The organism is Chromatocurvus halotolerans, assembly GCF_004340525.1.
In the GTDB taxonomy this organism is placed as follows: Bacteria; Pseudomonadota; Gammaproteobacteria; order Pseudomonadales; family Halieaceae; genus Chromatocurvus; species Chromatocurvus halotolerans.
In genome coordinates this window covers 116,505-140,162 of sequence record NZ_SLWX01000003.1, presented here as the reverse complement: position 1 = coordinate 140,162, position 23,658 = coordinate 116,505, and the positions used below count along the sequence as shown (strand labels likewise).

General features: G+C 62.5%; 24 protein-coding genes. 11 read left to right on the top strand and 13 right to left on the bottom strand.

Annotated features, from left to right (window positions below):
* Positions 1-175: 175 nt before the first annotated feature.
* Positions 176-1,978 carry a DUF885 domain-containing protein gene (locus EV688_RS04505; RefSeq protein WP_117317340.1) on the bottom strand — a complete coding sequence of 601 codons (1,803 nt, stop codon included), beginning with the start codon at positions 1,976-1,978 and terminating at the stop codon, positions 176-178.
* 179 nt (positions 1,979-2,157) lie between these two features.
* Between EV688_RS04505 and EV688_RS04500 the strand changes: the two genes are divergently transcribed.
* The 5 genes from EV688_RS04500 to EV688_RS04480 all read left to right on the top strand — a co-directional run bounded on the left by EV688_RS04500 (position 2,158) and on the right by EV688_RS04480 (position 5,211).
* The gene (locus EV688_RS04500; protein ID WP_117317342.1) at positions 2,158-2,616 is read left to right on the top strand and encodes a hypothetical protein; all 459 of its coding nucleotides are present in this window, start codon (positions 2,158-2,160) and stop codon (positions 2,614-2,616) included.
* Positions 2,613-2,843, top strand: a complete 231-nt coding sequence (locus tag EV688_RS04495; RefSeq protein ID WP_131917553.1) for a hypothetical protein — start codon at positions 2,613-2,615, stop codon at positions 2,841-2,843. The genes EV688_RS04500 and EV688_RS04495 overlap by 4 nt, the downstream gene beginning before the upstream one ends.
* A 258-nt stretch (positions 2,844-3,101) precedes the next feature.
* Positions 3,102-3,833 (top strand): DUF6733 family protein, encoded by a 732-nt coding sequence (locus EV688_RS04490; protein WP_205686610.1) that lies wholly within the window; start codon positions 3,102-3,104, stop codon positions 3,831-3,833.
* Positions 3,834-4,006: 173 nt separating this feature from the next.
* A complete protein-coding gene (locus tag EV688_RS04485) occupies positions 4,007-4,552 on the top strand; it encodes a bactofilin family protein (protein ID WP_162883888.1) in 546 nt (181 codons plus the stop codon).
* A gap of 26 nt (positions 4,553-4,578) precedes the next feature.
* Positions 4,579-5,211, top strand: coding sequence for a hypothetical protein (locus EV688_RS04480; RefSeq protein ID WP_117317348.1), 633 nt, complete (start codon positions 4,579-4,581; stop codon positions 5,209-5,211).
* Positions 5,212-5,272: 61 nt separating this feature from the next.
* Here EV688_RS04480 and EV688_RS04475 read toward each other — a convergent pair whose 3' ends face one another.
* The gene (locus EV688_RS04475; protein WP_117317350.1) at positions 5,273-6,565 is read right to left on the bottom strand and encodes an MFS transporter; all 1,293 of its coding nucleotides are present in this window, start codon (positions 6,563-6,565) and stop codon (positions 5,273-5,275) included.
* A 259-nt stretch (positions 6,566-6,824) separates the two neighbouring features.
* On the opposite strand from EV688_RS04475, the gene EV688_RS04470 reads away from it, so the two are divergent.
* From EV688_RS04470 to EV688_RS04460, 3 genes are read left to right on the top strand one after another with little or no spacing between them, the layout of a single operon-like run.
* Complete coding sequence (locus EV688_RS04470) at positions 6,825-7,673, top strand: class I SAM-dependent methyltransferase (RefSeq protein ID WP_117317352.1); 849 nt, start codon at positions 6,825-6,827, stop codon at positions 7,671-7,673.
* 18 nt (positions 7,674-7,691) lie between these two features.
* A complete protein-coding gene (locus tag EV688_RS04465; protein ID WP_117317353.1) occupies positions 7,692-8,831 on the top strand; it encodes an ATP-grasp domain-containing protein in 1,140 nt (379 codons plus the stop codon).
* Between the two features lie 60 nt (positions 8,832-8,891).
* Positions 8,892-9,665, top strand: coding sequence for an EAL domain-containing protein (locus EV688_RS04460; RefSeq protein ID WP_117317355.1), 774 nt, complete (start codon positions 8,892-8,894; stop codon positions 9,663-9,665).
* 36 nt (positions 9,666-9,701) lie between these two features.
* Here EV688_RS04460 and EV688_RS04455 read toward each other — a convergent pair whose 3' ends face one another.
* Both EV688_RS04455 and EV688_RS04450 read right to left on the bottom strand, forming a co-directional pair.
* Positions 9,702-10,328, bottom strand: coding sequence for a glutathione S-transferase family protein (locus tag EV688_RS04455; protein WP_117317357.1), 627 nt, complete (start codon positions 10,326-10,328; stop codon positions 9,702-9,704).
* Between the two features lie 40 nt (positions 10,329-10,368).
* Positions 10,369-11,742, bottom strand: coding sequence for a cytochrome P450 (locus EV688_RS04450; protein WP_117317358.1), 1,374 nt, complete (start codon positions 11,740-11,742; stop codon positions 10,369-10,371).
* A 50-nt stretch (positions 11,743-11,792) separates the two neighbouring features.
* Here EV688_RS04450 and EV688_RS04445 point away from each other — a divergent pair, with 50 nt between their 5' ends.
* From EV688_RS04445 to EV688_RS04435, 3 genes are all read left to right on the top strand, one after another.
* Positions 11,793-12,539, top strand: a complete 747-nt coding sequence (locus EV688_RS04445; RefSeq protein WP_117317360.1) for a hypothetical protein — start codon at positions 11,793-11,795, stop codon at positions 12,537-12,539.
* Positions 12,536-14,056: a 1-hydroxycarotenoid 3,4-desaturase CrtD gene (gene crtD / locus EV688_RS04440; protein ID WP_117317361.1), complete on the top strand. Its 1,521-nt coding sequence runs from the start codon at positions 12,536-12,538 to the stop codon at positions 14,054-14,056. Before EV688_RS04445 ends, crtD begins: the two co-directional genes overlap by 4 nt.
* Before the next feature lie 96 nt (positions 14,057-14,152).
* Positions 14,153-14,611: an Hsp20 family protein gene (locus EV688_RS04435; protein WP_117317363.1), complete on the top strand. Its 459-nt coding sequence runs from the start codon at positions 14,153-14,155 to the stop codon at positions 14,609-14,611.
* Between the two features lie 160 nt (positions 14,612-14,771).
* Here EV688_RS04435 and EV688_RS04430 read toward each other — a convergent pair whose 3' ends face one another.
* The 9 genes from EV688_RS04430 to EV688_RS04390 form a co-directional block, all read right to left on the bottom strand.
* Complete coding sequence (locus EV688_RS04430) at positions 14,772-15,212, bottom strand: SufE family protein (protein WP_117317365.1); 441 nt, start codon at positions 15,210-15,212, stop codon at positions 14,772-14,774.
* A 16-nt stretch (positions 15,213-15,228) separates the two neighbouring features.
* Complete coding sequence (gene sufT, locus EV688_RS04425; protein WP_117317367.1) at positions 15,229-15,771, bottom strand: putative Fe-S cluster assembly protein SufT; 543 nt, start codon at positions 15,769-15,771, stop codon at positions 15,229-15,231.
* A gap of 6 nt (positions 15,772-15,777) precedes the next feature.
* On the bottom strand, positions 15,778-16,134 hold the full coding sequence (locus tag EV688_RS04420; RefSeq protein ID WP_117317369.1) for a HesB/IscA family protein: 357 nt from the start codon (positions 16,132-16,134) through the stop codon (positions 15,778-15,780).
* Positions 16,135-16,150: 16 nt separating this feature from the next.
* The gene (locus EV688_RS04415; RefSeq protein ID WP_117317371.1) at positions 16,151-17,407 is read right to left on the bottom strand and encodes a cysteine desulfurase; all 1,257 of its coding nucleotides are present in this window, start codon (positions 17,405-17,407) and stop codon (positions 16,151-16,153) included.
* Entirely contained in the window at positions 17,404-18,717 is a 1,314-nt protein-coding gene (sufD, locus tag EV688_RS04410) for a Fe-S cluster assembly protein SufD (protein ID WP_205686611.1), read from the bottom strand. The genes EV688_RS04415 and sufD overlap by 4 nt, the downstream gene beginning before the upstream one ends.
* Positions 18,717-19,466 (bottom strand): Fe-S cluster assembly ATPase SufC, encoded by a 750-nt coding sequence (gene sufC, locus EV688_RS04405; protein WP_117317373.1) that lies wholly within the window; start codon positions 19,464-19,466, stop codon positions 18,717-18,719. Before sufC ends, sufD begins: the two co-directional genes overlap by 1 nt.
* 47 nt (positions 19,467-19,513) lie before the next feature.
* Positions 19,514-20,953, bottom strand: a complete 1,440-nt coding sequence (gene sufB, locus EV688_RS04400; RefSeq protein WP_117317375.1) for a Fe-S cluster assembly protein SufB — start codon at positions 20,951-20,953, stop codon at positions 19,514-19,516.
* Positions 20,954-20,997: 44 nt separating this feature from the next.
* Positions 20,998-21,483, bottom strand: a complete 486-nt coding sequence (gene iscR, locus EV688_RS04395) for a Fe-S cluster assembly transcriptional regulator IscR (protein ID WP_117317377.1) — start codon at positions 21,481-21,483, stop codon at positions 20,998-21,000.
* 188 nt (positions 21,484-21,671) lie between these two features.
* Positions 21,672-23,654, bottom strand: coding sequence for an acetyl/propionyl/methylcrotonyl-CoA carboxylase subunit alpha (locus tag EV688_RS04390; RefSeq protein WP_117317379.1), 1,983 nt, complete (start codon positions 23,652-23,654; stop codon positions 21,672-21,674).
* Positions 23,655-23,658: the final 4 nt, after the last annotated feature.

Below are 23,658 nucleotides of genomic sequence, written 5' to 3'. Positions count from 1 at the left end.
TGTGGAGAAAAGCGTTCCCCGGCAAGTGGCCTGAATCCGGCATTAGCTGCCTGCCGCGGCACTGCATCGTGCGGCTTCCTGTCTATTCTAGCGCGAACCGGCCGACAGCTCTGTGCGACCGACGACACTTGGCGAACACGATCGTCGAAAGGTCGCGCGACGACCCACCGGAAACTCAGCGCTGCAGCCAGTCGACATCCGCATAGGGGTTCTGGCCGCCATCGGCGATCCAGCGATCCAGCTCGCTTTCCAGCACGGACAGCGGCACCGAGCGCAGACCGAGAATCACATCGTGAAAATAGCGCTGGTCGAAGGCAGCACCAAGGGCCTCTTCTGCCTCGGCACGCTTGCGGCGAATCAGCATTTCCCCGAGCTTGTAGGCGAGGGCCTGGCCGGGCCAGGAGATATAGCGATCGACCTCTGTCGTGAGCTCATGCTCCGACAGCGCCGAGTGCCGACGCAGATAATCCTGCGCCTGCTCCCGTGACCATCCATAGTAATGAACGCCCGTATCGATCACCAGGCGGCAGGCCCGCCACATCTCGTAAGACAGACGCCCGAATTCCTCGTAAGGCGTCTGGTAAATGCCCAGCTGACTGCCCAGCCACTCGGTGTAGAGTCCCCAGCCTTCTCCGTAGCCGGAGAAGTAGTTGCGTGCCCGGAATTCGGGAATATCGCCGGGAGCTTCCCGGGAAATCGCCGCCTGCAGCGCGTGCCCGGGCGCGCACTCGTGCAACGTCAGCGCGGGAATGGTGTAGAGCGGCCGTGACGGCAGGTCATAGGTGTTCATCAGGCAGGAATTCAGCCCGCCGCGCCCACCGGTGTAGAACGGCGCAATCGCGTCCGGAACCGGCAACAGCGTAAAGCGTCTGCGCGGCAGAAAACCCAGCGTTTCGGCGAGTTTTCCGTCCATGCGCTTGGCGACGTACGACGAGACCCCCAGCAGTTCGGCCGGTGTCCTGGCGTAGAACTGCGGGTCATTACGCAGGAACTCGAAGAAGGCTGCCATATCGCCCTCGAACTCCACGTCATCGCGAACCGCCTGCATCTCGGCCCAGATTCTTTTTACCTCCGCGAGACCCTGTTCGTGAATCTGCTCCGGGGTCAGGTCCAGCGTTGTGTATTCGCGAATCTGGGCCAGGTAAAACGCCTCACCATCCGGCAGGCTTCTCGCTGCGAGGTCTTCCCGTGCCCCGGGCAGATACTCATCCCGCATGAACTCGAAGAGGGCGGTGTACGCGGATACCACAGCGGTCTGAATTGCCTCCAGCGCCTGCTTTCGCAACGCTGACTGCTGCGCTTCACTGATGCGCGAGGGCATTGCCTTGAGCGGCGCATAGAACGGGTTCTCTTCGCCCGCTGCCCGGTAAGGCAGAAGGGATTGCTCCCGCCCTTTCAGCGTCACAGCCGGAACGCTGTACCCGCGCGCAAGTCCTTCACGCATGTTTGCCGTGTGCTGCTGGAAATACCGCGGGAGGTCTTCAAGGCGCGCTATGTAGCGCTGGTAGGCCTGCGCATTGTCGAAGCCACCCATTCTCGGATGCAGCCCGGACCAGAAGAAGGTGTCAGAGTTCAGTGGCGCCTCATAGGTGCGAAAGCGGACATTCGATGCACGTGACGTGATGATCTGTTCGAAAACCTCGGCATTGATCAACGCCTTCGCGCTGAGCTGGTCCCTGGGTATACGGGCCAGTTGCTCAAGAGCCGCATTCCAGTATTCGAGGCGGCGTGCCTGTGCAGCGGCACTGACGTCGGGCCAGCGGCCGGCATCGACCCACTCGCCTCTCTCGTTTCTGATCTTGCCCATTTCATGCTGCCGCCAGGCAAACTCGGTTTCATAGAGCTCGCGCAGCTGTTCATCGGCGGAGCGCCTTTCCTGCGCCGCGACTTTGCTGCTGATGATGGTGCTGAGGAACCCACACACCAGGGTCATCGCGATCAACATCGCGCTGAAAGGGACTATTCGGCTGGCGTTCATGCTGTCTCCGATGCCTGTCTGGCCGTCGCGGCGCAGGTTCCGACGGTATTACAGGCAGGCCGTAGACTCAATCCCGGACCCAGACGCGCGAAGGGCACGCCATTGTTGCGAATGATTCCTATTTGCGATAGATTGTCCTGACTGCCTCATTTTTCTGGCCTGACACAGGAAGACCGCCCATGAAACTTCGCTTCCTTTGCCCCGAACGACGCCGGTGGCTCATGCAGGATGTGGATGCCGCCGCCTACACCCAGCAACAACTGCAGGACATTGCCGCCAGGGCGCTGTCCTCTGGCGACACCTCCAGTGCCATCCGACTGGCTGGCAGCAGCCTCGAATGCGCAGAGCTGCTGCTGCTGACTCACCGACAGGCGAATACCGGGACAGTCGCCGCTTTCCAGGCATCGTCCGGACTTCTGAGCCGGGCACTTGAGGCAAACGGGTCGCGGGTGCTGGCCTGCCAGGTGGTGGGGGGCAGCATTGCGACGTTGCAGGGAATCGACGCCGACAGTGAGACCGTCGAGCACATACGGCTTGCCTGCCTGACGCTCCTGTCGACACTGCACGATGGGGATCGCCAACCTCGAACTCACCTCACCGGACACCGCCAGGGCAGAAGCCTCGGAGCCAGTCAATGAGCCAACCGAGACAGCGCCATCAGAGGGCTGCCAACGATCCCTGCGACGCGGTTGACATCAACGCGCAGCGCCTGCAGATCGATGTGGATGTCGCGCTGCTGGAAGCCCTGCTCAGGGACAGACAGCTGACCGCCGATTGTATTCGTCCCTGCAACCCGCACAGCGCCGCGGCGCTCCGGCATGTACTCCTTGATTGCCTGCAAGGCCACACACGTCGTCCCTACTGATCAATCTGTGCCGCGCACCGCGACGGTGCAGACTGTGACCTTCAGGCCCCTGTTTCCCGGCAGAAACACCCCGTTCGCTTACGCAACCATACGCTATAAAAGGTAATTCGTCTGCCTGGCACAGTTTCTGCCAGGCCCTCAGTCAGAAGAAGTCCAGACCTCTTGCCGGCAAACCGGCCAGGTGCATCCTGCGCGGGAAAAGGTTCCGCGGGTTTCTTCAGCGCGCGTCAGATCTGACAACTTTTAGAGGGTACTGCCATGAAACGAACACTGATACACCTGACCGCAGCCGCCGCACTGAGCGGCGTTGCCTGCAGTATGGTCAACGCACAGGACGACGATCGACTGAGCATGGACGTCTCCATGAACCTGGACTCCTTCTTCGGTTTCAATCCGTTTGTCGGCGTCACCTACGACACGGAGAAGGACTACGACCTGACGTTCTACGGCATCGCCTGGGGCGCAGGCACCGGCGCGGACTGGGGACAGTGGACCGAGTTCGGCTTCGGCGTGGGTTTCGAAGCCATGGATGGCGCCCTGTATATCAACCCACAGCTCGGCTTCACCCAGGGTAACCTGCTGTCCTCAGGGACCGCTGACGACGGCATTGTGGGAGACGGCATCGTGCCGAACCTCACTGTCAATTACGACACGGAGGAGTGGGAGGGCGAATTCTACTTTGGCTGGTACAAGGACCTGAGAGACGAGGCTCCGGCAGGAGGCACGACCCTCGAATACATTCACTACTGGGGAAATTATGGCTACCGGTTCGCCGATTACTTCTCCGTGGGCCTGCACTTCGAGGAACTCGAACTGCGCGGTGGCTCCAACGCCAGCAGCCAGGATGGCTATCAGTGGCTGGGTCCGTATTTCCAGGTCGCAAAAGGCGATGCCGGCATGCGCTTTTCAGCGGGCTGGGATCTGACCAGCGATAACGATTCCTTTTCCACCAATGACTTCTACAAGCTGCAGTTTTTCTACAGCTTCTGATGTCCCGCAGCCGCAGAATGCGCCCGCGAGCGGCGCATTCTGCGGGTTGACCACAGTGCCGGGCGTTTGCACCTTCGCCGCACCTCATCTAGCATGACGGTTCTGACATCAGCGCGATACCGTTGTACCCGCCACAGCGCTCGGGATATAGTCACCTAAGGGATATCAGCACCATGTTTGAGCGCAAGAGTTCAAAAACGGGATTACCGCCCGAAGCGCCGCCAAAGGCCAGCGAAACGCCCCCCGTGGCTGAACGCAAGCCGGCTCCAACCCCACCCAAAGTCAGCGAGGCAACCGCCATGATTGGTGCAAAAGTCAAGGTCACAGGCGATATCGAGAGCAGCGAAGACCTGCTCATCGAAGGTGAGGTCAACGGCACCGTGAAGCTGGCTGACAATGAACTCGTCATCGGCAATTCCGGGCGCGTGCAGGCAAATATAGAGGCCAAGACCATTCGCATCGAGGGTGAAGTTCAGGGCGATATCGTGGGCCAGGAACGCGTCGTGATTACAACCACAGGGAACGTTCAGGGCAATGTCTCCTCGCCGCGCGTCATGCTCGAAGACGGCGGCCGGTTCAAGGGCAGCATCGATATGGGGGGGCCAGCCAAAGGCACCACGGCGCAGCCACGGCCGACGTCGTCTACGCCTGTCCAGCAGGAAACCAAACCCGCTGACCAGAAAGCGCCTGCGCACCAGGCAGGCGGGAAGGCCGGTTAGAACGGGCAGGCCCGATAGCGACGGTTATGGCGCTGGCCCTGCGAAAACGCCAGCCTGCGACACCCGACCTGCAGAGTCGACTGCTGCCCATGGTGCTGGGTGAAAATGCCTTATCGGCGGCGAGTCATCTTCGAATTCTTGATTTCGGCCGCGCCAATCGCGTCAGCCTGACGTTTTACAGCGAGCTATCGTGCCGCCTGCAGGTACTTGACGCCAGTGAAACCCTGATCGCCAAGGCGAAAGCCATTCGCGCTGCCGCGGAGGACGACACACCCGTCGAGGTAACGGCAGACGACTTCGATGCTGCATTCCCGGAGATTACACAACAGGGCTTCGACCTGGTTCTGCTGTGGGACATGATAAACCTGGTTCCGGCGCGCGCCCTGCCTGCTCTGTTCGGCTTCATCCAACGGCACGCCAACGATGGCTTTCGCGGCCACGGCTTCATGCTGCACAAGCGCAATGTCGAAAGCGCGGTACGACACCTGGGTATCACCAATGCCGCCACACTGCGTGTCGTCGGAACCGATCCGGCATCGCTATTCCTGCACTCCCGCAAATACGTCAACGACTGCATGGAACCCATGACCATCGACCACGGCGTTCTTCACAGTGATGGCCGGCTGGAATTCCTCTTCAGGGGCACGTCGGGAACATAGCAGTTAGAGCATTGAAGTCGCTCACGGCCCGACCTACGCGGCCCGACCTGCGCGGCCCGACCTACGCGGCGCGATCGTTGATGACGTCCGGGATACGGCTTTCCACGGTGTCCCCGGGACGCGCCGACACCTCCTTTTCCTCCGGGTGCAGAACCGAACCCACCGGGGAAACCGGCGTCTGCAGCACGAGGTGCGCCTTGTACTGCACCGGCAGGGCCGGAATGGTGATCACTCGATAGATGCTGACTATCGCCATGAGCAGCAGAATCCCGGACATCAGCAGGAAAAAGCTTTGCAGCCCGAACCACTGCAAGACATAGGAGACGGTGATAGGACCGGTCACACAGACAATCCCGGAGAGCATGACGATAGTACCGCTGGCCGGCGTCATCTCAGAGGGTCGCAGGTGATCGTGGATAGAGGACACCACCAGCGAATACTGTGACAGGCTGAAGCCGCCGAAAACCAGAGCACTGAGGTAAAGCGGCCAGCCGGCCTCCATCTGGGTACTGGCGTAAACACCGGCGGCAACGGCGATGAGGCTGGCGCCACCCATCACCCAGCGCCGGTCCACACGATCCGACAGCTGGCCAAGCGGCCACTGCACGATCATTGCGCCGCCCATGATCGCACCCATGAAAAGCGCGACCTCGTGAGCGCTCAATGCCAGCTTCGCCGCGTAAACGGCGCCCATGCCATACACCATGCTCGAGCACCACTGGATCAGCACAAGCCCTATCACTCCCATTTTTGCCCGCCGCCAGAGATGCAGAACACTCACGCGTTCGGAAGCCTCCAGTGCCGGCGTGCGCATCACCGTCATCAGAATGGGAATGGCGGCCACGCTGACCATGATCGAAACGAGCACGAACAGCGTGAGGCCCGCCGGATCGGCGACGTTGAGCATGAACTGTCCCGCGCAGGTACCACCGAGCAGAATGACCATGTAGACGGCGAGAATGCGTCCGCGGCTTTCGTTGGTGGCGGCCTCATTCAACCAGCTTTCGGTCACGACATAGATGCAGGAAAAGGCGAAACCGGTGACCAGGCGCATGGCCGACCAGGTCCAGGGCTCAATGAAGCTGGCGTGCACCAGAATGGTGACGGAGGCCAGTGCAGAAACGGCGGCAAAGGTGCGGATGTGACCCACCCGATCGATCAGCCGCGGCGCCAGCACCGAGCCGAGCAGGAAACCGGCAAAATACGCTGACATCAGCAGGCCGATCAGGGCATCGTCGAAGCCCTCGACCTCTGCCCGATAGCCCAGCAGCGTACCCTGAACGCCAGCGGCGAGGCCAACCAGGGAAAGGCCGAAGAACAGCGGCCAGAGTGAGACGACAGTGCGGGACGACATGATGAGAAAACCGGATTCAAGGTGACTGAGTTTACCGACGTCCGGGGAGAACGGACAAGACGAAAAAACACCAATTCCCGCGACGCTTCGGCAGCAAGAACGCCGCGGGAACAGGCCGGGGCACCGGCGCTTGGGAGCCGGCGTCGGGATGCGTATACTCCGGGGGCAAGCCTGATGACAGCCTGGCGGCCTCCCCTCCGCCCGGCCTGTTCCGGGCGATCACGCCCACCGGACTGCACACAGCGACTGAGGAGACCCCATGTCCAATGAAGAGCAGATTGCCTATTGGAATGGCGAAGCCGGCCGTAAATGGGCGCAGAAAGATGACATGATGTCTGCCATGCTGCAGCCGATTGCCGCGGACCTGCTGCGGCATATCAACCTCAGCGGCTGCCGTCGAGTGCTTGACGTGGGCTGTGGTGGCGGCAGCGAGACACTGATGCTGGCCGCAGCACTGCGCGATGGCGCCGACGTCGTCGGCGTTGACATATCAGAACCCCTGCTCGACGTGGCACAGGCGCGACTCGCCGCGGCGCCGACGCCGGGGAGACACATCGAGTTCATCCGGGCAGATGCTGCTACCCACCCTTTCGCACAGAGCGAGTTTGATGGTCTGTTCTCGCGTTTTGGCGTGATGTTCTTTGATGATCCGGTAGCGGCCTTCGGCAACCTGCACCGTGCACTGCGCGGCGGCGCGCCGGTCGCTTTCTGCTGCTGGCAGGCGCTCAAATACAACCCCTGGGTGGCTGTCCCCCTGTCTGCCGCACTGCAGCATCTGCCTGCACCTGAACGGACGGACCCGCAGGCACCCGGTCCCTTCGCCTTTGCGGATGCAGAGCGCGTGCGCCGCATGCTCGAGGACGCGGCGTTCAATACGGTGGACGTGCACCCTCACCCCGTGCAGATGTGCTGGACACCCGGACAGGATCTGGAGACCTCTGCGCGGGAAGTGATCAATATAGGGCCCGTTGGCCGCCTGCTGGCGGACGCCGACGAAGCCACCCGGGACCGCGTACACACGACAAGCCTGGAAGCCCTCGCACCCTATTACCGCGATCAGCAGCTGTGCCTTCCCGGCGCCGTATGGTTCGTTACCGCGCGCGCCTGACATGACCCGCACTCACTGATGCGCGAACAGACCGCTCTGCTGACGCTTGGGCGCCTGCCCAAGGCACTCGCACTGGCGCGCGCGCTGCACGCTGGCGGCTGGCGCGTGGTTGTTGCCGACCCCTTCCGCTGGCACCTGTGCCGGCCATCGCGCGCGGTGTCTGCCAGCTACCGGGTCACCGCGCCGAACAAGGACCGCGATTCCTACCGACGCGAGTTGGCTGACATCATCCGGCGTGAAAGGGTCACAACGGTATTTCCCGTGTCCGAAGAAGCCCTGCATGTGGCGTACATCGCCGACGCACTGCCCGGCGAAAGCCGACTGTTCTGCCCGACCTTCGACACGTTGCTGCACCTGCACGACAAGCTGGCGTTCGCCACACTCGCACAATCCCAGGGCTTGTCGGTACCGCCGACGTTTCCTGCTGCCAGCGAAGCGGGACGGGAACTCTGCAGCCGCAACGATGCGATCGCCAAGCCGGCCCACTCCTGCTCGGGCATTGGCATTCAGCGCCTGCAGCAGGGACAGCGACCATCAGGCGATGCGCCGGATCTGCTGGTGCAGCGCTTTATCGAAGGCAACGCCATCAGCACCCTCTCGCTGCTGCGCAATGGGCGTGAAGTGGGCCGCTCGCGCTACCGCGGAACGGTCTTCGCCGGAACCGTCGCGGTCTGCTTCGAGCGCGTTGATGTGCATGCCGCCATCGATGCCTGGCTGGACGCCTTTTTCCGGGCAAATCCCATGGAAAACGGGTTTATCGCCTTCGACTTCATCGTGGATGCGGATGGCTGTGCCTGGGCGATAGAGTGCAACCCCCGGGTGACCAGCGGCATTCACTTTTTTGATCCTGTCTCACTGGGTATGGCGCTGACCGCCGCTGCAGGCGCAACGGCTGCAGATGTCTCAGCAGCCACAGGCAGGCGCTACCAGTGGGCGTACAGTACATTGACCGAGGCCTACGGCGCGTTGTTTCAACCGGCGGAGTTCCGGCGTCGACTCCGGGAACTGCGCCGGGCCAGGGATGTGGTCTGGTCGCGGGACGATCCACTGCCCTTCCTGCTGATGACGCCGCTGTCCGCTGAAATACTCTGGCCAGCCATGACCAGCACGCTGACGCTCGGCGAAGCAACCCAGAGAGATATTGCCTGGTTTAACTGACCGGTGATTTTGTTTATCATCTGTTCAACTATATGCCTCGAAAACTTAACTCTGGACACTATGCATCCTGATCCCGAATTTGCCGACGTTGGCTGCAGGCAATGCGCCAGCGGCGAATTGCTCGGCTTTGACTTCAGCATGGCGCTGCAGCCCATCGTGCGCTTCAGCACCCGCGAAATTTATGCGCAGGAAGCGCTGGCGCGAGGTCTTGGTGGCGAGCCCGCCGGCGCCGTTTTTGCCAACGTCAACGACGGCAACCGCTATCGTTTCGACCAGACCTGCCGGGTGAAGGCAATCCGCCTGGCATCAGAGCTGAAAATCAGCAGCCTGCTCAGCATCAATTTTATGCCCAATGCCGTCTACAAGCCGGAGCTGTGCATACGCACGACGCTGAAGGCCGCCGCGGAGTATGAATTCCCACCCGAGCGCATCATTTTCGAGGTGACGGAAGGTGAGGAAATCGATAACCGGGATCACCTCAGGGGCATTGTGGAGCACTACCAGAAAACCGGCTTCACCACGGCCATCGACGATTTCGGTGCCGGTTATTCAGGGCTCAATCTTCTGGCCGATATGCAAACCGACCTTATCAAGCTGGACATGGCACTGATGCGCAACATCGACCAGGACCGCAATCGTCGCATTATCACGCGAGGCATTCTGCAGGTCTGTCGCGACCTGGGCATTGATGTTATCGCCGAAGGTATTGAAACCCGGGGGGAACTCAGTGCTCTGGTCGACCTGGGTATCGACCTGTTCCAGGGCTATCATTTTGCACGACCCGCTTTTGAAGCCATAGCCGAGGTTCCCGACAGCGCCTTTGTGCTGGCCTAGCGGGCCGCGCCGCTCTTCAACACCCAGTGTGGCTCACTAGCTGCCAAAGGCATATTCCCCCCCACGCTCCAGCGCGCGACGGTAGGCCGGGCGCGCATGGATACGATCGAGAAAGCCCTGCAATGCCGGAAACGGCTCCAGCGTGTACAGCAGCCGCGCCACCTGTGGCACGAAGGACAGCTGTATGTCCGCGGCACTGAAGCGGTTGCCGACAAACCAGTCTGCCTCCGACAGCGCGGTATTCATGTAGCCCAGGTGGTTGTTCAGCTCGCTGTCAATTCGCGGCTGCAGCGCCGCGCCACCGTCCGCCAGGCGCGCCGTGTACATTTTCAGCATCAGCGGCAGCATGGCGCTACCCTCGGAATAATGCAGCCACTGCAGGTACTGCTCGTGCTCCGTGGTGCCGGGTTCCGGCGCCAGGCGGCCACCCCCGTGACGACGCACGATATAATCGATAATCGCCCCGGATTCGATAACCGTCTCTTCCCCGTCGGTGAGCACGGGGGACTTGCCCAATCGGTGAACGGCCAGCAGTTCAGGCGGTGCCAGGCTGGTGTCGGCATCGCGCTGGTAGCGCTCCAGGCGGTAGTCGAGCTCAAGTTCCTCAAGAAGCCAGAGAACGCGCTGTGAACGCGAGTTGTTGAGGTGGTGGACAGTCAGCATGGCGCACTCCCGGTAGTTACTGCAGTGAGGTTAATCCGTGTCAACGCCTGGCCGGCTGGCACAGAATCTGGGTCGAAGGTCTGGTGGTGAGTCGTGCCGCCGGCCGCACCCGCTGCGGATCCTGCACGGTGAAAGTGAAGCGGCGCGCAAGCCGGGCGATGATAAGAAGACTTTCCGCGAGAGCAAAACCGGCCCCCACGCAGGTGTGAGGTCCATTGCCAAAGGGAATATAGGTGCCCGGCTGGATGCTGCTCTCGTTCTCCGGCAGAAAACGCTCGGGACGAAAGGCATGGGGCTCGTCCCAGTAGCCTGAATGCCGGTGCAGCGTCCAGGGAGAGATCATGACCAGCGCTCCGCGGCGCAGGCGACGCGGGCCCACGGTCGCCGCTTCCAGCGCCACCCGCGGCAGGAAGGTGATCGGCGGATACAGTCGCAGCGTCTCGCGGAAAACCGCTCGCACGTAGGGCAGCTGACGGATATGCTCAAAGGTGACATCGCCTTCGCCCACCACGGCGTCCACCTCCGCGCGCAGCTTCTCGAGCACCGCCGGCTGCATGGCAAGAATGTAGAACACCCAGGTGAGCACGCTCGCGGTGGTCTCGTGGCCCGCCAGGAAAAAGACGCCGAGCTGGTCAATCAGCTCCTCCCGGGTAAACGCCTCGCCGCTGTCCTCGTCGACAGCGGCGACAACCGCACTCGCAATATCGTTGTAGGCAGCATCAGGCTCCAGGTGCGTATCCACCAGCGTACCCAGATGGCCGCGGATACGGCGACACGCCGCCAGTACCTCCGGTGGCTGCGGCGGATCACTCCAGGCCGGTTCGGTAATCAGCCGACGGATATCCACCTGCGCCACGGAACGCTCGAACACGGTGAAATCCTCAAACACCTCGTGGGCAACGAGCGAATCCAGCGATGTGGAGAAAACTGTGCGGCAGATGATGTCGGCGGTGAGATGGCTCATGGCCAGATCGAGCGACAGGGGTTCGCCGCGCGCAACGACGCCGTCAAGATGGACTTCGTAATCGTCCACGGCGGCACGCATGGCCGCGAAGGCATGCCCGATACGCATCAGACTGAACGCGGGGTCGATCATCGATCGCTGCCGCCGCCAGCGCTCGCCGTCAGTGACGAATATCGACTGGCCGATCAGTGGCTCCAGGGCATTTACCATGAGATCACTTTTCGGGAAAATCCCCAACGGGTCTTTCAGGATTTCACGGATCAGGTCAGGGCGGTTGAACAGCACCGTGGAGCGGCGCGAATAGCCCAGATTGCCAACGTCAAAGCGGTAGGCAGCCGCGGGCAGCAGTTCCAGCAGATTGCCATCGCCGCGCCACAGGACCCGCAGCAGGGCTGCGACGGACCACAGGGAGTTGGGTTTTGGCGGGTAATAGGCTTTACTGTCGGGCATAATAGAACTGGCGGCAACGCGGGCGGTCAGTATCGGATGTAGGAATCTCGATGTCGAGTCACCAGCTGTTTGAACTTCTTGTTGCCATGCATATCGCCACGGGCAGCGTCGGTCTAGCCAGTTTCTGGGTGCCGATTGCCAGCCGCAAGGGCGGCAGAAAGCACGCCCGATGGGGTCGTCTGTTCACGTGCATGATGCTGATCACCGGCGCCCTGGCCATCGGCATTGCAGCAACAACGCTGAGCGACCCGGTGGGCACCCATCCGCAGCTCGCAACGCACCCCGACTTCGCCAATCCCGCGGTGATAGCCGGTATTTTCGGCTGGATGATGCTGTACCTGGCTACCCTCACGGTCAACCTCGCCTGGCAGGGCTGGCTGTGCATCAACAACCGTCGCGACCACAATGCCAACCGGGCCTGGCACAACCTGCTGCTGCAGGTTCTGCTCACTGCCGCTTCAGTCAACTGTCTGTGGCAGGGCTGGCTGATCCGGCAGCCGCTCATGATGGTAATTTCGCTGGTGGGGTTTGCGACCGTGGCCACCAACCTCTGGTTTCTCTACAAACCGCGCCCCCGGCCCGTCGATCGTCTCAAGGAGCACATCAAGTCACTGGTGGGTGCAGGGATTTCGGTATACACCGCATTCTTTGCCTTTGGCGCCGTGCGTTTCATTCCGGAGCTCGCCCTGACGCCGGCGCTGTGGTCGATACCGCTTATCACGGGGCTGTTTCTGATCATTTACCACCAGCGGGCCATCACGCGAAAAATGCAGCGATCTTCGGTAGCAGCGGCATGAACAGGGCACCGGTCATTGTTGTCGGTGCCGGTGTCGGTGGCCTGGCGGCGGCAATCGACCTGGCCCGCGCCGGTCGCGCGGTGACCGTGGTGGAGCGCGCCGCAGAACCCGGCGGAAAAATGCGCCAGGTGCCGGTGGCCGGACAGGGCATCGACGCCGGCCCCACGGTTTTCACCATGCGCTGGATCTTCGAGGACCTTTTCAGGTCCGCCGGAGCATCGCTGACCGACAGCCTCGGCCTGGTGCCGGCTGAACGCCTGGCGCGGCACGCCTGGCGCGACGGTGGTGAGCTCGACCTGTTTGCAGACACCGAGCGCAGCGCCGCGGCGATCGAGGCATTCTCGGATGCCAGCAACGCGCAGGGCTATCTGGATTTCTGCCGACGCAGTGAAGACATCTATCGCACGCTTCGCGACACCTTCATTGCCGACCAGCGACCCACGCCCGTCAGCCTGGTGCGACGGGTAGGCCTGTCGAACCTCGACGCCATGTGGCGCACCCAGCCCTTTCGAACCCTGTGGGGCGCGCTCGGCGATCATTTCAGCGACCCCCGTCTGCGCCAGCTGTTCGGGCGCTACTCTACCTATGTCGGCTCTTCACCCCTGCACACGCCGGCAACGCTGATGCTGGTGGCCCATGTCGAGCAGGACGGCGTGTGGCTGGTCGACGGCGGCATGCGCGCACTGGCGCTGGCGCTGCAGAGGCTGGGCGAATCCCTGGGCGTTACTTATCGCTTCAGCAGCGAGGTGAGCGCCATCGACATGGCCGGTGGCAGGGCAGCCGGCGTGACGCTGGCGAACGGCGAAAGTTTTTCGGCGAGCCATGTGGTGTTCAATGGCGATGTGTCGGCATTGGCCGGCGGCCTGCTCGGAACCGCCGCGCGGCGCGCCACCCGGGGGGTCACCGCGGACAAGCGCAGCCTGTCGGCGGTGACCTGGTGCATCCACGGTCGACCCCGGGGCTTTGCGCTGGATTACCACAACGTGTTCTTCGCCAGCGACTATCCACGCGAGTTCCAGAGTATTTTCCAGGAGCGCCGGGTGACCGAGGCGCCCACGGTTTATCTCTGCGCCCAGGATAGAATGCCAGGCGCTGACAGCACGTCTTCGAATGAGGATGCCGCCGAACGGCTGCTGCTGCTGATCAACGCGCCCGCCGACGGTGATCGCAGCCGCCTTTCCAACGCACAGATGGATAGCCTGCGCGAGCGCACCTTTGGCCTGTTGGACGCCTGCGGCCTGTCCCTGGATTTCGAAGAGGCACACTGTGTGGCAACCCGTCCGGAGGATTTCAATGCGCTGTTCCCCGCCTCCGGTGGCGCCATTTACGGACGCGCCTCCCACGGCATGATGGCGAGTTTCGCCCGCCCCGGCGCACGCAGCCGGGTACCGGGGCTGTATCTCGCCGGCGGCTCCGCGCATCCTGGACCGGGCGTGCCGATGGCGGCGATGTCCGGCCGGCTTGCCGCGCAGGCACTGCTTGACGACTCTTCAGGCTCAGGCCCCAGCGCGACCTGAGCCCTTGAAAAAAATTCCTTTGCCACTATCTCTGGAAATGCGGGCGCTCGATGAGGCCCGCAAACCACATATTGCTTCTCAATGGAGGATAGTGACATGCGTAATACCATCGATTTTTCACCGCTGTACCAATCGGCCATCGGCTTCGACCGCATGGCATCCCTGCTCGACAGCGTGGCACGGGACAGCAAGCCGAGCTTCCCGCCCTACAACATCGAGCTGGTCGAGGAAAACAAATACCGCATCACCATGGCAGTGGCGGGCTTCCGGGAAGACGAACTGGAGATTACCAGCGAGCAGAATACGCTGGTAATTACCGGCCGACAGGAATCCGCCGACAGTGAGCCGAATTTCCTGTACCAGGGCATTGCAGCGCGCAATTTCGAGCGCAAGTTCCAGCTCGCCGAGCACGTCAAGGTGAACGGGGCCCGACTCGAGAACGGTCTTCTGCACGTGGAACTTGAGCGGGAAATTCCCGAGACCATGAAACCTCGCCGCATCGAGATTGATGGCGGGCGCAGCAGCGAGCGACTGGAGCAGCAGAACGCTGCCTGATCCCGGGCGCTGCCGACAATACGTCGCACGACTGTCAGCCTCTGCCCGTGACGGGCGGAGGCTTTGGCGTCAGCACTGACTGCTGACCTGCTTCAACCCGGAGTTATCAGAGCATAACCGCGACGAGCACTCGCCACGGAAATGGGGATGACGGTTGCCGTCAGTCCGTGGCGCCCGCCGCGCTGCGTATCCGGGCCACCATCGCCCGCAGGCCGTTGCCGCGAGTGGGAGAAAGGTGCTGCAGCAGATCAAGCTGCTGGAAGTACTGTTCGACGTCGAAATCACGGATGGTCTGCGGCGTCTGGTGATTGTAGGCGGCGAGCACGACACCGAGCAGACCTTTGACAATGAAGGCATCGCTGTCCACGGCAAAATGCAGGTGGCCATCCTGCTCCCGGATGTCCATCCATACCTGGCTCTGGCAGCCCTTGACCAGCCGGTCAGCCGTGTGCAGTTCCTCGGGCATCGGCGGCAGTTCCTTGCCCAGGTCAATAATGTAGCGGTAGCGGTCTTCCCAGCTGTCGAAAAAGCCGAGCGTGTCGACGATGTCGTCACTGCTGATGCTTTGGCCGAAGGGATTGTCCAGGGCGGGATCTGTCATCAAAGAATACTCGCGATCAGAAAAACATGCCGGTTTCGAGCTGCGCCTCTTCGGACATCATGTCGCGATGCCAGGGCGGATCGAAAATCAGCTCGACACTCACATCGCGCACATGCGGAACCATACGAACGCGGTGTTCCACATCGCCCACCAGCACCGGCCCCATGCCGCAGCCGGGCGCCGTCAGCGTCATGGCGATCGCAACCCTGCCCGCTGGCTGATCAATATCCACGCGGTAAATCAGCCCCAGATTAACCAGATCGACCGGTATTTCCGGATCATATACCGTGTGCAGGGCTTCCCAGACCTGCGCTTCGCTGATGCTTCCATCGGCCGGTGGCGTAAAGGAGAGCTGGACAGGCTCCAGGCCCAGGGCATCTGCATCGGTGCCGTCGACGCGCACCATATTGCCGTTATAGACAACCGTGTAGTTGCCACCGAGTGACTGGGTCAGCGTTACGAAGGCGTGGGCCGGAATCGTGACCGGGTCGCCCACCGGCACCAGTCTGGCCGGGCAGTCGCGCCGCGTTGTGAGTACTGTGCGTTCCTGTGATGACATTCTCGCTTATCCGACGCTGAAGCTTTCGCCGCAGCCGCACTCGGCGACCACGTTGGGGTTCTGGAATTTCAGGGTACGGTTGATGCCGTCCCGGGTGTAGTCGATCTGGGTGCCGCGCATGAAATCCACGGCGTCGTGATCCAGATACAGGCGCACACCGTTGTCCAGGGCCAGCTCGACATCGCCCTCGTGGGCACTGTCCACCTCCTCCATCACGTACTTGAAGCCGGTGCAGCCGCTTTCCTGCACGCTGATGCGAACCGCCGGAAGGCCGTGCGCCGCCAGGCTGTTGCGGAAATGCTCTGCCGCCGCCGCTGTCACCGTGACCGGCTGCGACTGCATATCAAATGTCTCTACTGTCATTGCGAATCTCCCAGGGCTAGCCAAACAGGGCCTGCGCCTTGTGAATGCCGGCGAAAAGCCGCTCGACATCCTCCTCCGTGTTGTACATCGAAAACGATGCCCGCACCGTACCCGGAACGCCCATGCGCTCCATCAGCGGCTGCGTGCAGTGGTGCCCCGTGCGCACCGCGATTCCCTGCTGATCCAGCAGCATACCGATATCCGAGGGGTGACTGCCCTGCATCACGAAGCTGAAGATTCCCGCGTTGTGCGCGGGCCTGCCGACGCGCTGCAGACCGTCTATGGCGTCAGCCTGTGCGAGCGCCATGGCCAGCAGACGGTCCTCGTGCGCCGCCGCCGCGACGCGATCGATGCCGTCGAGGTAGTCGATGGCCGCCGCGAGGCCAACGGCGCCGGCGATGTGCGGGGTACCGGCCTCGAACTTGAACGGCAGCTGGTTGTAGGTAGTGCCGGAAAAGCTCACCGTCTCTATCATTTCACCGCCACCGAGAAACGGCGGCATCGCCTCCAGCAGTGCTTCACGCCCCCAGAGCACGCCGATTCCCGTGGGACCGAACAGCTTGTGACCGGAAAACGTATAGAAGTCACAGCCCAGGGCCTGCACGTCGACCGCAAAATGCCCCACCGCCTGAGCACCATCCACCAGCACCAGCGCGCCGGCGGCGTGAGCCATCGCCGTCATCTGCTGTACCGGGTTGATCGTGCCGAGAGCATTGGAAACCTGATTGACCGCAACCAGCCTGACGCGCTCATCCAGCAGCGCCTCGAAGGCAGCGAGATCAATCTCCCCCGCATCACTCACGGGAATGGGCACGACTTCAGCATCACAGGCGGCAGCCGCCATCTGCCAGGGCACGATATCGGCATGGTGCTCCAGCCAGGGCGTCAGGATACGGTCACCCGGGCGCAGGTTCTGCCGGGCCCAGCTGTAGGCCACCAGGTTGATGGCCTCCGTGGCGCCACGGGTCCAGATAACCTCGCGGGAATCGCGGCTGTTGATAAAGCCGGCTACCCGCTCCCGCGCCTGCTCGAAGCGATGGGTGGCGCGATCTGACAGGGTATGCACCCCGCGGTGCACATTGGCGTTGTCAGTGCGGTAATAATCGGAAATTGCCTGTATCACCGCCTCCGGCTTCTGTGTGGTCGCCGCGTTGTCGAGGTACACCAGCGGCTGGCCGTTCACCTGCTGCTGCAGGATCGGAAAATCCGCGCGCACGGCGAACGCATTGAAGTCGGGCGTCACTGCCTGAGTCTGTGCCTGCGCCGAAGTCATGCGTCGGCCTCCTGTGTCAGCGCCGCGCCATCGCGGGAAAAACGTGCAGCCAGCAGATGACGCAGGAACTCGCGCAGCGCTTCGCTGCGGACCGCATTCACCAGTTCGTTGACAAAACCAAAGCTGAGCAGCACCTGGGCTTCATCGCGCGAGATTCCGCGACTGCGCAGGTAGTGCACACTCAGCTCATCCAGCTGCGCGACGGTGGCGCCGTGGGCGCACTGCACATCGTCGGCGTAGATCTCAAGCTCAGGCTTGGTGTTGATCTGCGCCTCGGCACTGGTCAACAGGTTGCGGTTGTGAAGGATGGCGCTGGTTTTCTGCGCCTGCGGATGGATATGGATACGCCCATTGAATACAGCGCTGGCGGCATCCGCGATCACCCCGCGGAAGGTTTCACTGGAAGTGCAGCGCGGCACCGCGTGCTCCATGCAGGTGTGGTAATCAATATGTTCCCTGCCGCGCGGCAGATAGAGACCGTTCACTTCGGCATGGGCACCCTCGCCCGCGTGCTCGATTACGATATCGATACGCTTCAGGTCACTGCCCATGCCCAGGTGAAAGCTATTGAAGGTGGCGTCGCGATCGAGGTGCGCATGGACGCCGCCGATGTGCAGGGCTGACCCCGTCTCAAGCTGCAGGCGGTAATGGTTGAGCGTCGCGCCACGCTGCAGCACAAATTCAGAAACCCCGTTGGTGAAGCTCGCGGCTTCACCCTCGAAAGAGACAAAGGTCTCCACCACCGAGGCGGCGCTGTTGTCACCCGCCAGCACGAGCAGACGCTGGTTGACTGCAAACGCCTCTGTCTGCGCTGTCGTCAGCCAGATGACCTGAACCGGTGCATGCACCGTGGCGCCGGCATCCACCTGCAGGAACACGCCATCACTCAGGGCCGCGCTGTTCAGCGTGGCGAAAAGATGACGATCCATGCCGACCACCGACCCCAGATGCGCCTGAATCAGCGTCGCCTGGGACTCGTCGGCATCGGCGAAACGCGCCACGTGCAAGCCGGCGGCAGGGTCTGAAGAGGACAGCGCCGGGTCATAGTGCCCGTTGACAAAAACGAGCCTGGCCCCGCCACAGTCGGGTACCCGCGCATCGAGTGCTGCCGCATCCACGGAAACCGCCCGACCGGGAACAAACTCGCGATCGATGGCGCTGACATCCGTGTACTTCCATTGCTCGGTCTTGCGCGTGGGCAGGCTGGCCGCCTGCCAGCGCTCCCGGGCTTCGGCGTGCGCGGCTGCCAGCCAGTTCGGTGCGGCGGCGCTGGCTGCCGCCAGCGGCTGTTGCATCAGATTATTCGGCATCAGGCGACCTCGTCGTCCAGCCAGGCGTACCCGTGCTCCTCAAGGTGCAGCGCCAGTGAGGCGTCCCCGGAACGCACGATGCGTCCGTCTGCAAGCACGTGCACGTAATCCGGCTTGATGAAATTGAGCAGGCGCTGATAGTGCGTGACCAGCACAAAGCTGCGCGTATCGTTGCGCATGTTGTTGACACCTTCCGCCACTACCTGCAGCGCATCGATATCCAGACCGCTGTCGGTCTCGTCGAGAATCGCCAGCGACGGCTCGAGAAGCATCATCTGCAGCAGCTCGTTGCGCTTTTTCTCACCGCCGGAAAAGCCCTCGTTGACGCCGCGCTTGAGGAAGCTGTGATCCAGGTTGGCCAGGGTGCAGGCTTCACGCGCCCGCTTCATGAAGGTCACCGCGTCCAGCGCTTCCTCGCCGCGATGCTCGCGCAGAATATCCACCGAGGCCTTGAGAAACTCCATGTTGCTGACACCGGGTATTTCCACCGGGTACTGGAAGGCGAGAAAAATCCCCTGCCGTGCCCGCTCCTCGGTTTCCAGCGCCAGCACATCCTCGCCGTTATAGGTAATCGTGCCCGCAGTGACCTCGTAACCGGGTCGCCCCGAAAGGACGTGCCCGAGCGTACTTTTGCCCGAGCCGTTTGGGCCCATGATGGCATGAACCTCCCCCGGCTTTACCGTCAGGCTCAGCCCCTTGAGGATGTCTTCATCGCCGATACGGGCGTGCAGGTTTTCAATCACTAACATGAATCTGTTACTCCAACGTGTGCGCGGCTCTCGGTCCGCGCTGAAGGTTATCCGACCGAGCCTTCCAGGCTGACTTCGAGCAGTTTGCCGGCCTCGACTGCAAACTCCATCGGCAGCTCACGGAACACTTCCTTGCAGAAGCCGTTGACAATCATGGACACCGCCTTTTCGGCGTCCAGGCCCCGCTGCTGACAGAGGTAGAGCTGGTCATCGCTGACCTTGGAGGTAGTGGCCTCGTGCTCCACGACTGCCGACGGGTTGCGGCTTTCGATATAGGGAAAGGTATGTGCCGCACTGCGGTCACCGATCAACAGTGAATCGCACTGGGTGTAGTTACGTGCGCCCTCGGCGCGTGGACTCATGCGCACCAGGCCGCGATAGGCGTTGCTGCTGCGACCCGCAGAGATCCCCTTGGAGATAATGGTCGAGCGGCTGCGCTTGCCCAGGTGAATCATTTTCGTGCCGGTGTCCGCCTGCTGGCAGTTGTTGGTCAGGGCCACAGAGTAGAACTCACCCACGCTGTCATCACCGCGCAGGATGCAGCTGGGGTACTTCCAGGTCACTGCCGAACCGGTCTCGACCTGGGTCCAGGAAATCCGCGAGCGATTGTGCGCCACACCGCGCTTGGTGACAAAATTGTAGATGCCCCCGAGGCCATTGGCATCGCCGGGGTACCAGTTCTGTACCGTGGAATACTTGATCTGGGCATCGTCCAGCGCGACCAGCTCGACCACCGCCGCGTGCAGCTGGTTCTCGTCGCGCATCGGCGCCGTGCAGCCCTCAAGATAGCTGACATGGCTGCCCTCTTCGGCAATGATCAGCGTGCGCTCGAACTGCCCGGTCTTGGCCTCGTTGATGCGGAAGTAGGTGGACAGCTCCATCGGGCAGCGCACGCCCTTGGGGATGAACACGAAGGAACCGTCGGTGAACACGGCACTGTTGAGTGCCGCGTAATAATTGTCGCGACGCGGTACCACGCTGCCGAGGTACTTGCGCACCAGGTCGGGATACTCGTGCACCGCCTCGGAGATGGAGCAGAAAATCACGCCGGCCTCTGCCAGCTTGGCGCGGAAGGTGGTACCGATGGACACCGAGTCGAACACGGCATCCACGGCGACACCTGCGAGCATCTCCTGCTCGTGCAGGGGAATACCGAGCTTTTCATAGACTTCCAGCAGCTGCGGGTCCACCTCGTCGAGGCTCTGCGGGCGATCCTCAAAGCTCTTGGGCGAGCTGTAATACGAGATCTCGTTGTAATCGATCGGTTCATGATCCACATGTGCCCAGTGCGGGGTCGCCATCTCCAGCCAGCCGCGATAGGCCTCGAGGCGCCACTCCAGCAGCCACTCCGGCTCATCCTTCTTGGCCGAGATAAACCGGATCACGTCCTCGTTCAGTCCCGGCGGCAGCGTGTCGGATTCAATGTCGGAGACAAAACCCGCTGAATATTCCTTGCCGATGCGCTCGTCAATCAGTTCTTGAGACATGTGCTCTTACCTTATTCAGTACGTTTTAGCAGGGCAGGCAGCGATCAGACGCCGGTAACAAGGATACGGGAGTCGTCATGCCCTCGCTGTGCCACCCGATCTTTCTGGGCCCTGGAAATCTCGCGGATCTCGTTGCGGTCCACCAGGTCACCCAGGGAAATATCCTGCAGAAAATCGCGGATGCGGTCCGACAGATCCATCCACAGATGGTGCGTGAGACAGGTATCGCCTTCCTGGCAGTCGCCGGCCCCCCCGCAGCGCGTGGCGTCGGTATCCTCGTTGACCGCGGCTATCACCTCGGCAACGCTGATATCGCTGGCGTCGCGGTGCAGCTGATAGCCACCGCCGGGGCCGCGCACGCTCTTGACCAGTCCACAGCGGCGCAGATGGGCGAACAACTGCTCCAGGTAGGACAGCGAGATACCCTGTCGATCCGAAATGGCAGCCAGCCGTGTCGGCCCGGTGTCCTGGTTGATCGCCAGGTCGAGCATGGCCGTCACGGCATAGCGTCCCTTGGTCGTCAAACGCATGATCAGTCCTCACTGCGGCTGTTCAGTAATGGCTTTGGAGTATTCCATTCCCTAGTATTTTAGTCAAGTATAGGGCCAGGAGCGAGGCGGGGCCCGCGACGGACGTTGACAGGCGTGAACAGGACCGCGACAGGCCCCGCAGACCGGTATTCCCCGCAGGACTCGGCAAGGCTCGCGGGAGCAGAGCGTCAGTCGGGGCCGATTTCAAGGACGATGTCGCCGGTCGCGACCTGCGCGCCCGGCGTCACATGAATCGCGCGGACCGTGCCGGCGATGGCGGCGCTCAGCCGGTGCTCCATCTTCATGGCTTCCATCACCGCAACGGCAGCTCCCTGGGCCACCGGCTCTCCGACAGCGACCGACAGGGACACGACATGTCCGTGCATGGGCGCAATTACAGAACCCTCCCCGCTCCCTGCCTGGGCAGTGACCGCCAGCGCCAGGCGATTGACCAGCGTACAGCCATCCCCGCGCCACTGCAGATCGATACGCCCGTCAACGCCGCAGCAATAGTCCAGCGTCTCCTCGACGGCGTCGATCCGCAGGCGCACACGGCCCGGCGCCAGGCTGGCCAGCAGGGCGACGCCATGCTCAACCCCCTCCACTGACACCCGGAAGCACGATGTGTCCCGCTGGGTCACCTGCACACTGCGAGGCTCGCTGTCAGTACTGCCGTAGTCGTAGCCAGTGCTCACATCGCGGGTGCCGGTCCAGCCGACAAGGGATGGGCAGGCCCCGCTGCCGGCAGCGTACCGGCTCTGGTCAGCAAGAAACTGCAGCACCGCCGCACCGGCAAGCAGAGGTGCCGGCACCGCGGCGTCGGGCGCCGGCGGAAGCTCATCCAGCAGCGACGTGGTCGCCGCAGCCGCAACAAACGCGGAACTGTCGAGTACCCGACGCAGGTAGTCCCGATTGTGGGTGAGCCCGAACAGTACCGTGCTGTCCAGCGCCCGCCGCAGCCGGCGCAGCGCCGTGGCACGGTCGGGGCCGTGGGCCACCAGCTTCGCCAGCATCGGGTCGTACAGGGGGGAAATCACCTGCCCCTCGCGCAGACCGGCATCCACCCGGATGCCCGCGCCTTCGGGTGGCCGCCAGGTCTCGATGCGGCCCGTCGACGGCAGGAAGCCGGCTGCGGGATCCTCCGCGTACAGCCGCACCTCGATGGCATGACCGTCAAAGCGCACCTCTGCCTGCGTCAGGGGCAGCGGCTCTCCGGCGGCAACACGCAGCTGCAGATCGACCAGATCGAGGCCTGTCACCGCCTCGGTAACCGGATGCTCTACCTGAAGGCGCGTATTCATTTCCAGAAAATGGAACTGCCCGTTTTCCTCCAGCAGAAATTCCACCGTTCCGGCGCCCACGTAGTCAATGCTCTGCGCAGCGGCAATGGCAGCGTTCCCCATGGCCTTGCGCAGGGCATCGGAGAGGACCGGACAGGGCGCCTCCTCCACCACTTTCTGATGGCGTCGCTGTACCGAGCAGTCGCGCTCACCCAGATGCAGATGCCTGCCGTGCCTGTCGCTGAAGACCTGCACTTCCACATGACGGGGGTTCAGCAGTGCCTTCTCGAGAATCAGCGCATCGTCACCAAAGGCGCTCTTTGCCTCTGAACGCGCCGAGCGCAGCGCCTCGGGCAAGGCCGACAATGACTCGACCAGGCGCATGCCGCGGCCACCCCCACCCGCCGATGCCTTGACCATCAGCGGCACACCGATCTCTGCCGCCGCCGCGGTGAGCTGCGCGTCGGTGGCGGCATCCGCACTGAAGCCCGGCAGACAGGGGACGCCCACTGCCTGCATATGACGCTTCGCTGCAGATTTGCTGGCCATAAGCGCCATCGCCGCCGGCGGCGGACCGATCCAGACAAGACCGGCGGCCTCGACAGCCCGCGCGAACTCGGCATTTTCCGAGAGAAAGCCATAGCCGGGGTGAATCGCCCGCGCGCCAGTCAGCGCCGCTGCCTCGAGAATCCGCGCCGGATCGAGATAGGACTCGGCCGCTGGCCCCGGGCCGATCAGGACCGCCTGATCGGCGGCGGCCACGTGCGGGGCTGCGGCGTCCGCCTCGGAATAGACGGCGACGGTGCGGTGGCCAGCGGCCCGCGCACTGGCAAGGATGCGCAGGGCGATTTCCCCGCGATTGGCGACAAGTACACTGTCGAAGGGTGTCATGGGA

What these genes read in the sequence shown, in the direction of transcription:
- EV688_RS04505 (WP_117317340.1), bottom strand. Translation starts at nt 1,978, where the DNA reads ATGAACGCCAGCCGAATAGTCCCTTTCAGCGCGATGTTGATCGCGATG.
- EV688_RS04500 (WP_117317342.1), top strand. Translation starts at nt 2,158, where the DNA reads ATGAAACTTCGCTTCCTTTGCCCCGAACGACGCCGGTGGCTCATGCAG.
- EV688_RS04495 (WP_131917553.1), top strand. Translation starts at nt 2,613, where the DNA reads ATGAGCCAACCGAGACAGCGCCATCAGAGGGCTGCCAACGATCCCTGC.
- EV688_RS04490 (WP_205686610.1), top strand. Translation starts at nt 3,102, where the DNA reads ATGAAACGAACACTGATACACCTGACCGCAGCCGCCGCACTGAGCGGC.
- EV688_RS04485 (WP_162883888.1), top strand. Translation starts at nt 4,007, where the DNA reads ATGTTTGAGCGCAAGAGTTCAAAAACGGGATTACCGCCCGAAGCGCCG.
- EV688_RS04480 (WP_117317348.1), top strand. Translation starts at nt 4,579, where the DNA reads ATGGCGCTGGCCCTGCGAAAACGCCAGCCTGCGACACCCGACCTGCAG.
- EV688_RS04475 (WP_117317350.1), bottom strand. Translation starts at nt 6,565, where the DNA reads ATGTCGTCCCGCACTGTCGTCTCACTCTGGCCGCTGTTCTTCGGCCTT.
- EV688_RS04470 (WP_117317352.1), top strand. Translation starts at nt 6,825, where the DNA reads ATGTCCAATGAAGAGCAGATTGCCTATTGGAATGGCGAAGCCGGCCGT.
- EV688_RS04465 (WP_117317353.1), top strand. Translation starts at nt 7,692, where the DNA reads ATGCGCGAACAGACCGCTCTGCTGACGCTTGGGCGCCTGCCCAAGGCA.
- EV688_RS04460 (WP_117317355.1), top strand. Translation starts at nt 8,892, where the DNA reads ATGCATCCTGATCCCGAATTTGCCGACGTTGGCTGCAGGCAATGCGCC.
- EV688_RS04455 (WP_117317357.1), bottom strand. Translation starts at nt 10,328, where the DNA reads ATGCTGACTGTCCACCACCTCAACAACTCGCGTTCACAGCGCGTTCTC.
- EV688_RS04450 (WP_117317358.1), bottom strand. Translation starts at nt 11,742, where the DNA reads ATGCCCGACAGTAAAGCCTATTACCCGCCAAAACCCAACTCCCTGTGG.
- EV688_RS04445 (WP_117317360.1), top strand. Translation starts at nt 11,793, where the DNA reads ATGTCGAGTCACCAGCTGTTTGAACTTCTTGTTGCCATGCATATCGCC.
- crtD (WP_117317361.1), top strand. Translation starts at nt 12,536, where the DNA reads ATGAACAGGGCACCGGTCATTGTTGTCGGTGCCGGTGTCGGTGGCCTG.
- EV688_RS04435 (WP_117317363.1), top strand. Translation starts at nt 14,153, where the DNA reads ATGCGTAATACCATCGATTTTTCACCGCTGTACCAATCGGCCATCGGC.
- EV688_RS04430 (WP_117317365.1), bottom strand. Translation starts at nt 15,212, where the DNA reads ATGACAGATCCCGCCCTGGACAATCCCTTCGGCCAAAGCATCAGCAGT.
- sufT (WP_117317367.1), bottom strand. Translation starts at nt 15,771, where the DNA reads ATGTCATCACAGGAACGCACAGTACTCACAACGCGGCGCGACTGCCCG.
- EV688_RS04420 (WP_117317369.1), bottom strand. Translation starts at nt 16,134, where the DNA reads ATGACAGTAGAGACATTTGATATGCAGTCGCAGCCGGTCACGGTGACA.
- EV688_RS04415 (WP_117317371.1), bottom strand. Translation starts at nt 17,407, where the DNA reads ATGACTTCGGCGCAGGCACAGACTCAGGCAGTGACGCCCGACTTCAAT.
- sufD (WP_205686611.1), bottom strand. Translation starts at nt 18,717, where the DNA reads ATGCCGAATAATCTGATGCAACAGCCGCTGGCGGCAGCCAGCGCCGCC.
- sufC (WP_117317373.1), bottom strand. Translation starts at nt 19,466, where the DNA reads ATGTTAGTGATTGAAAACCTGCACGCCCGTATCGGCGATGAAGACATC.
- sufB (WP_117317375.1), bottom strand. Translation starts at nt 20,953, where the DNA reads ATGTCTCAAGAACTGATTGACGAGCGCATCGGCAAGGAATATTCAGCG.
- iscR (WP_117317377.1), bottom strand. Translation starts at nt 21,483, where the DNA reads ATGCGTTTGACGACCAAGGGACGCTATGCCGTGACGGCCATGCTCGAC.
- EV688_RS04390 (WP_117317379.1), bottom strand. Translation starts at nt 23,654, where the DNA reads ATGACACCCTTCGACAGTGTACTTGTCGCCAATCGCGGGGAAATCGCC.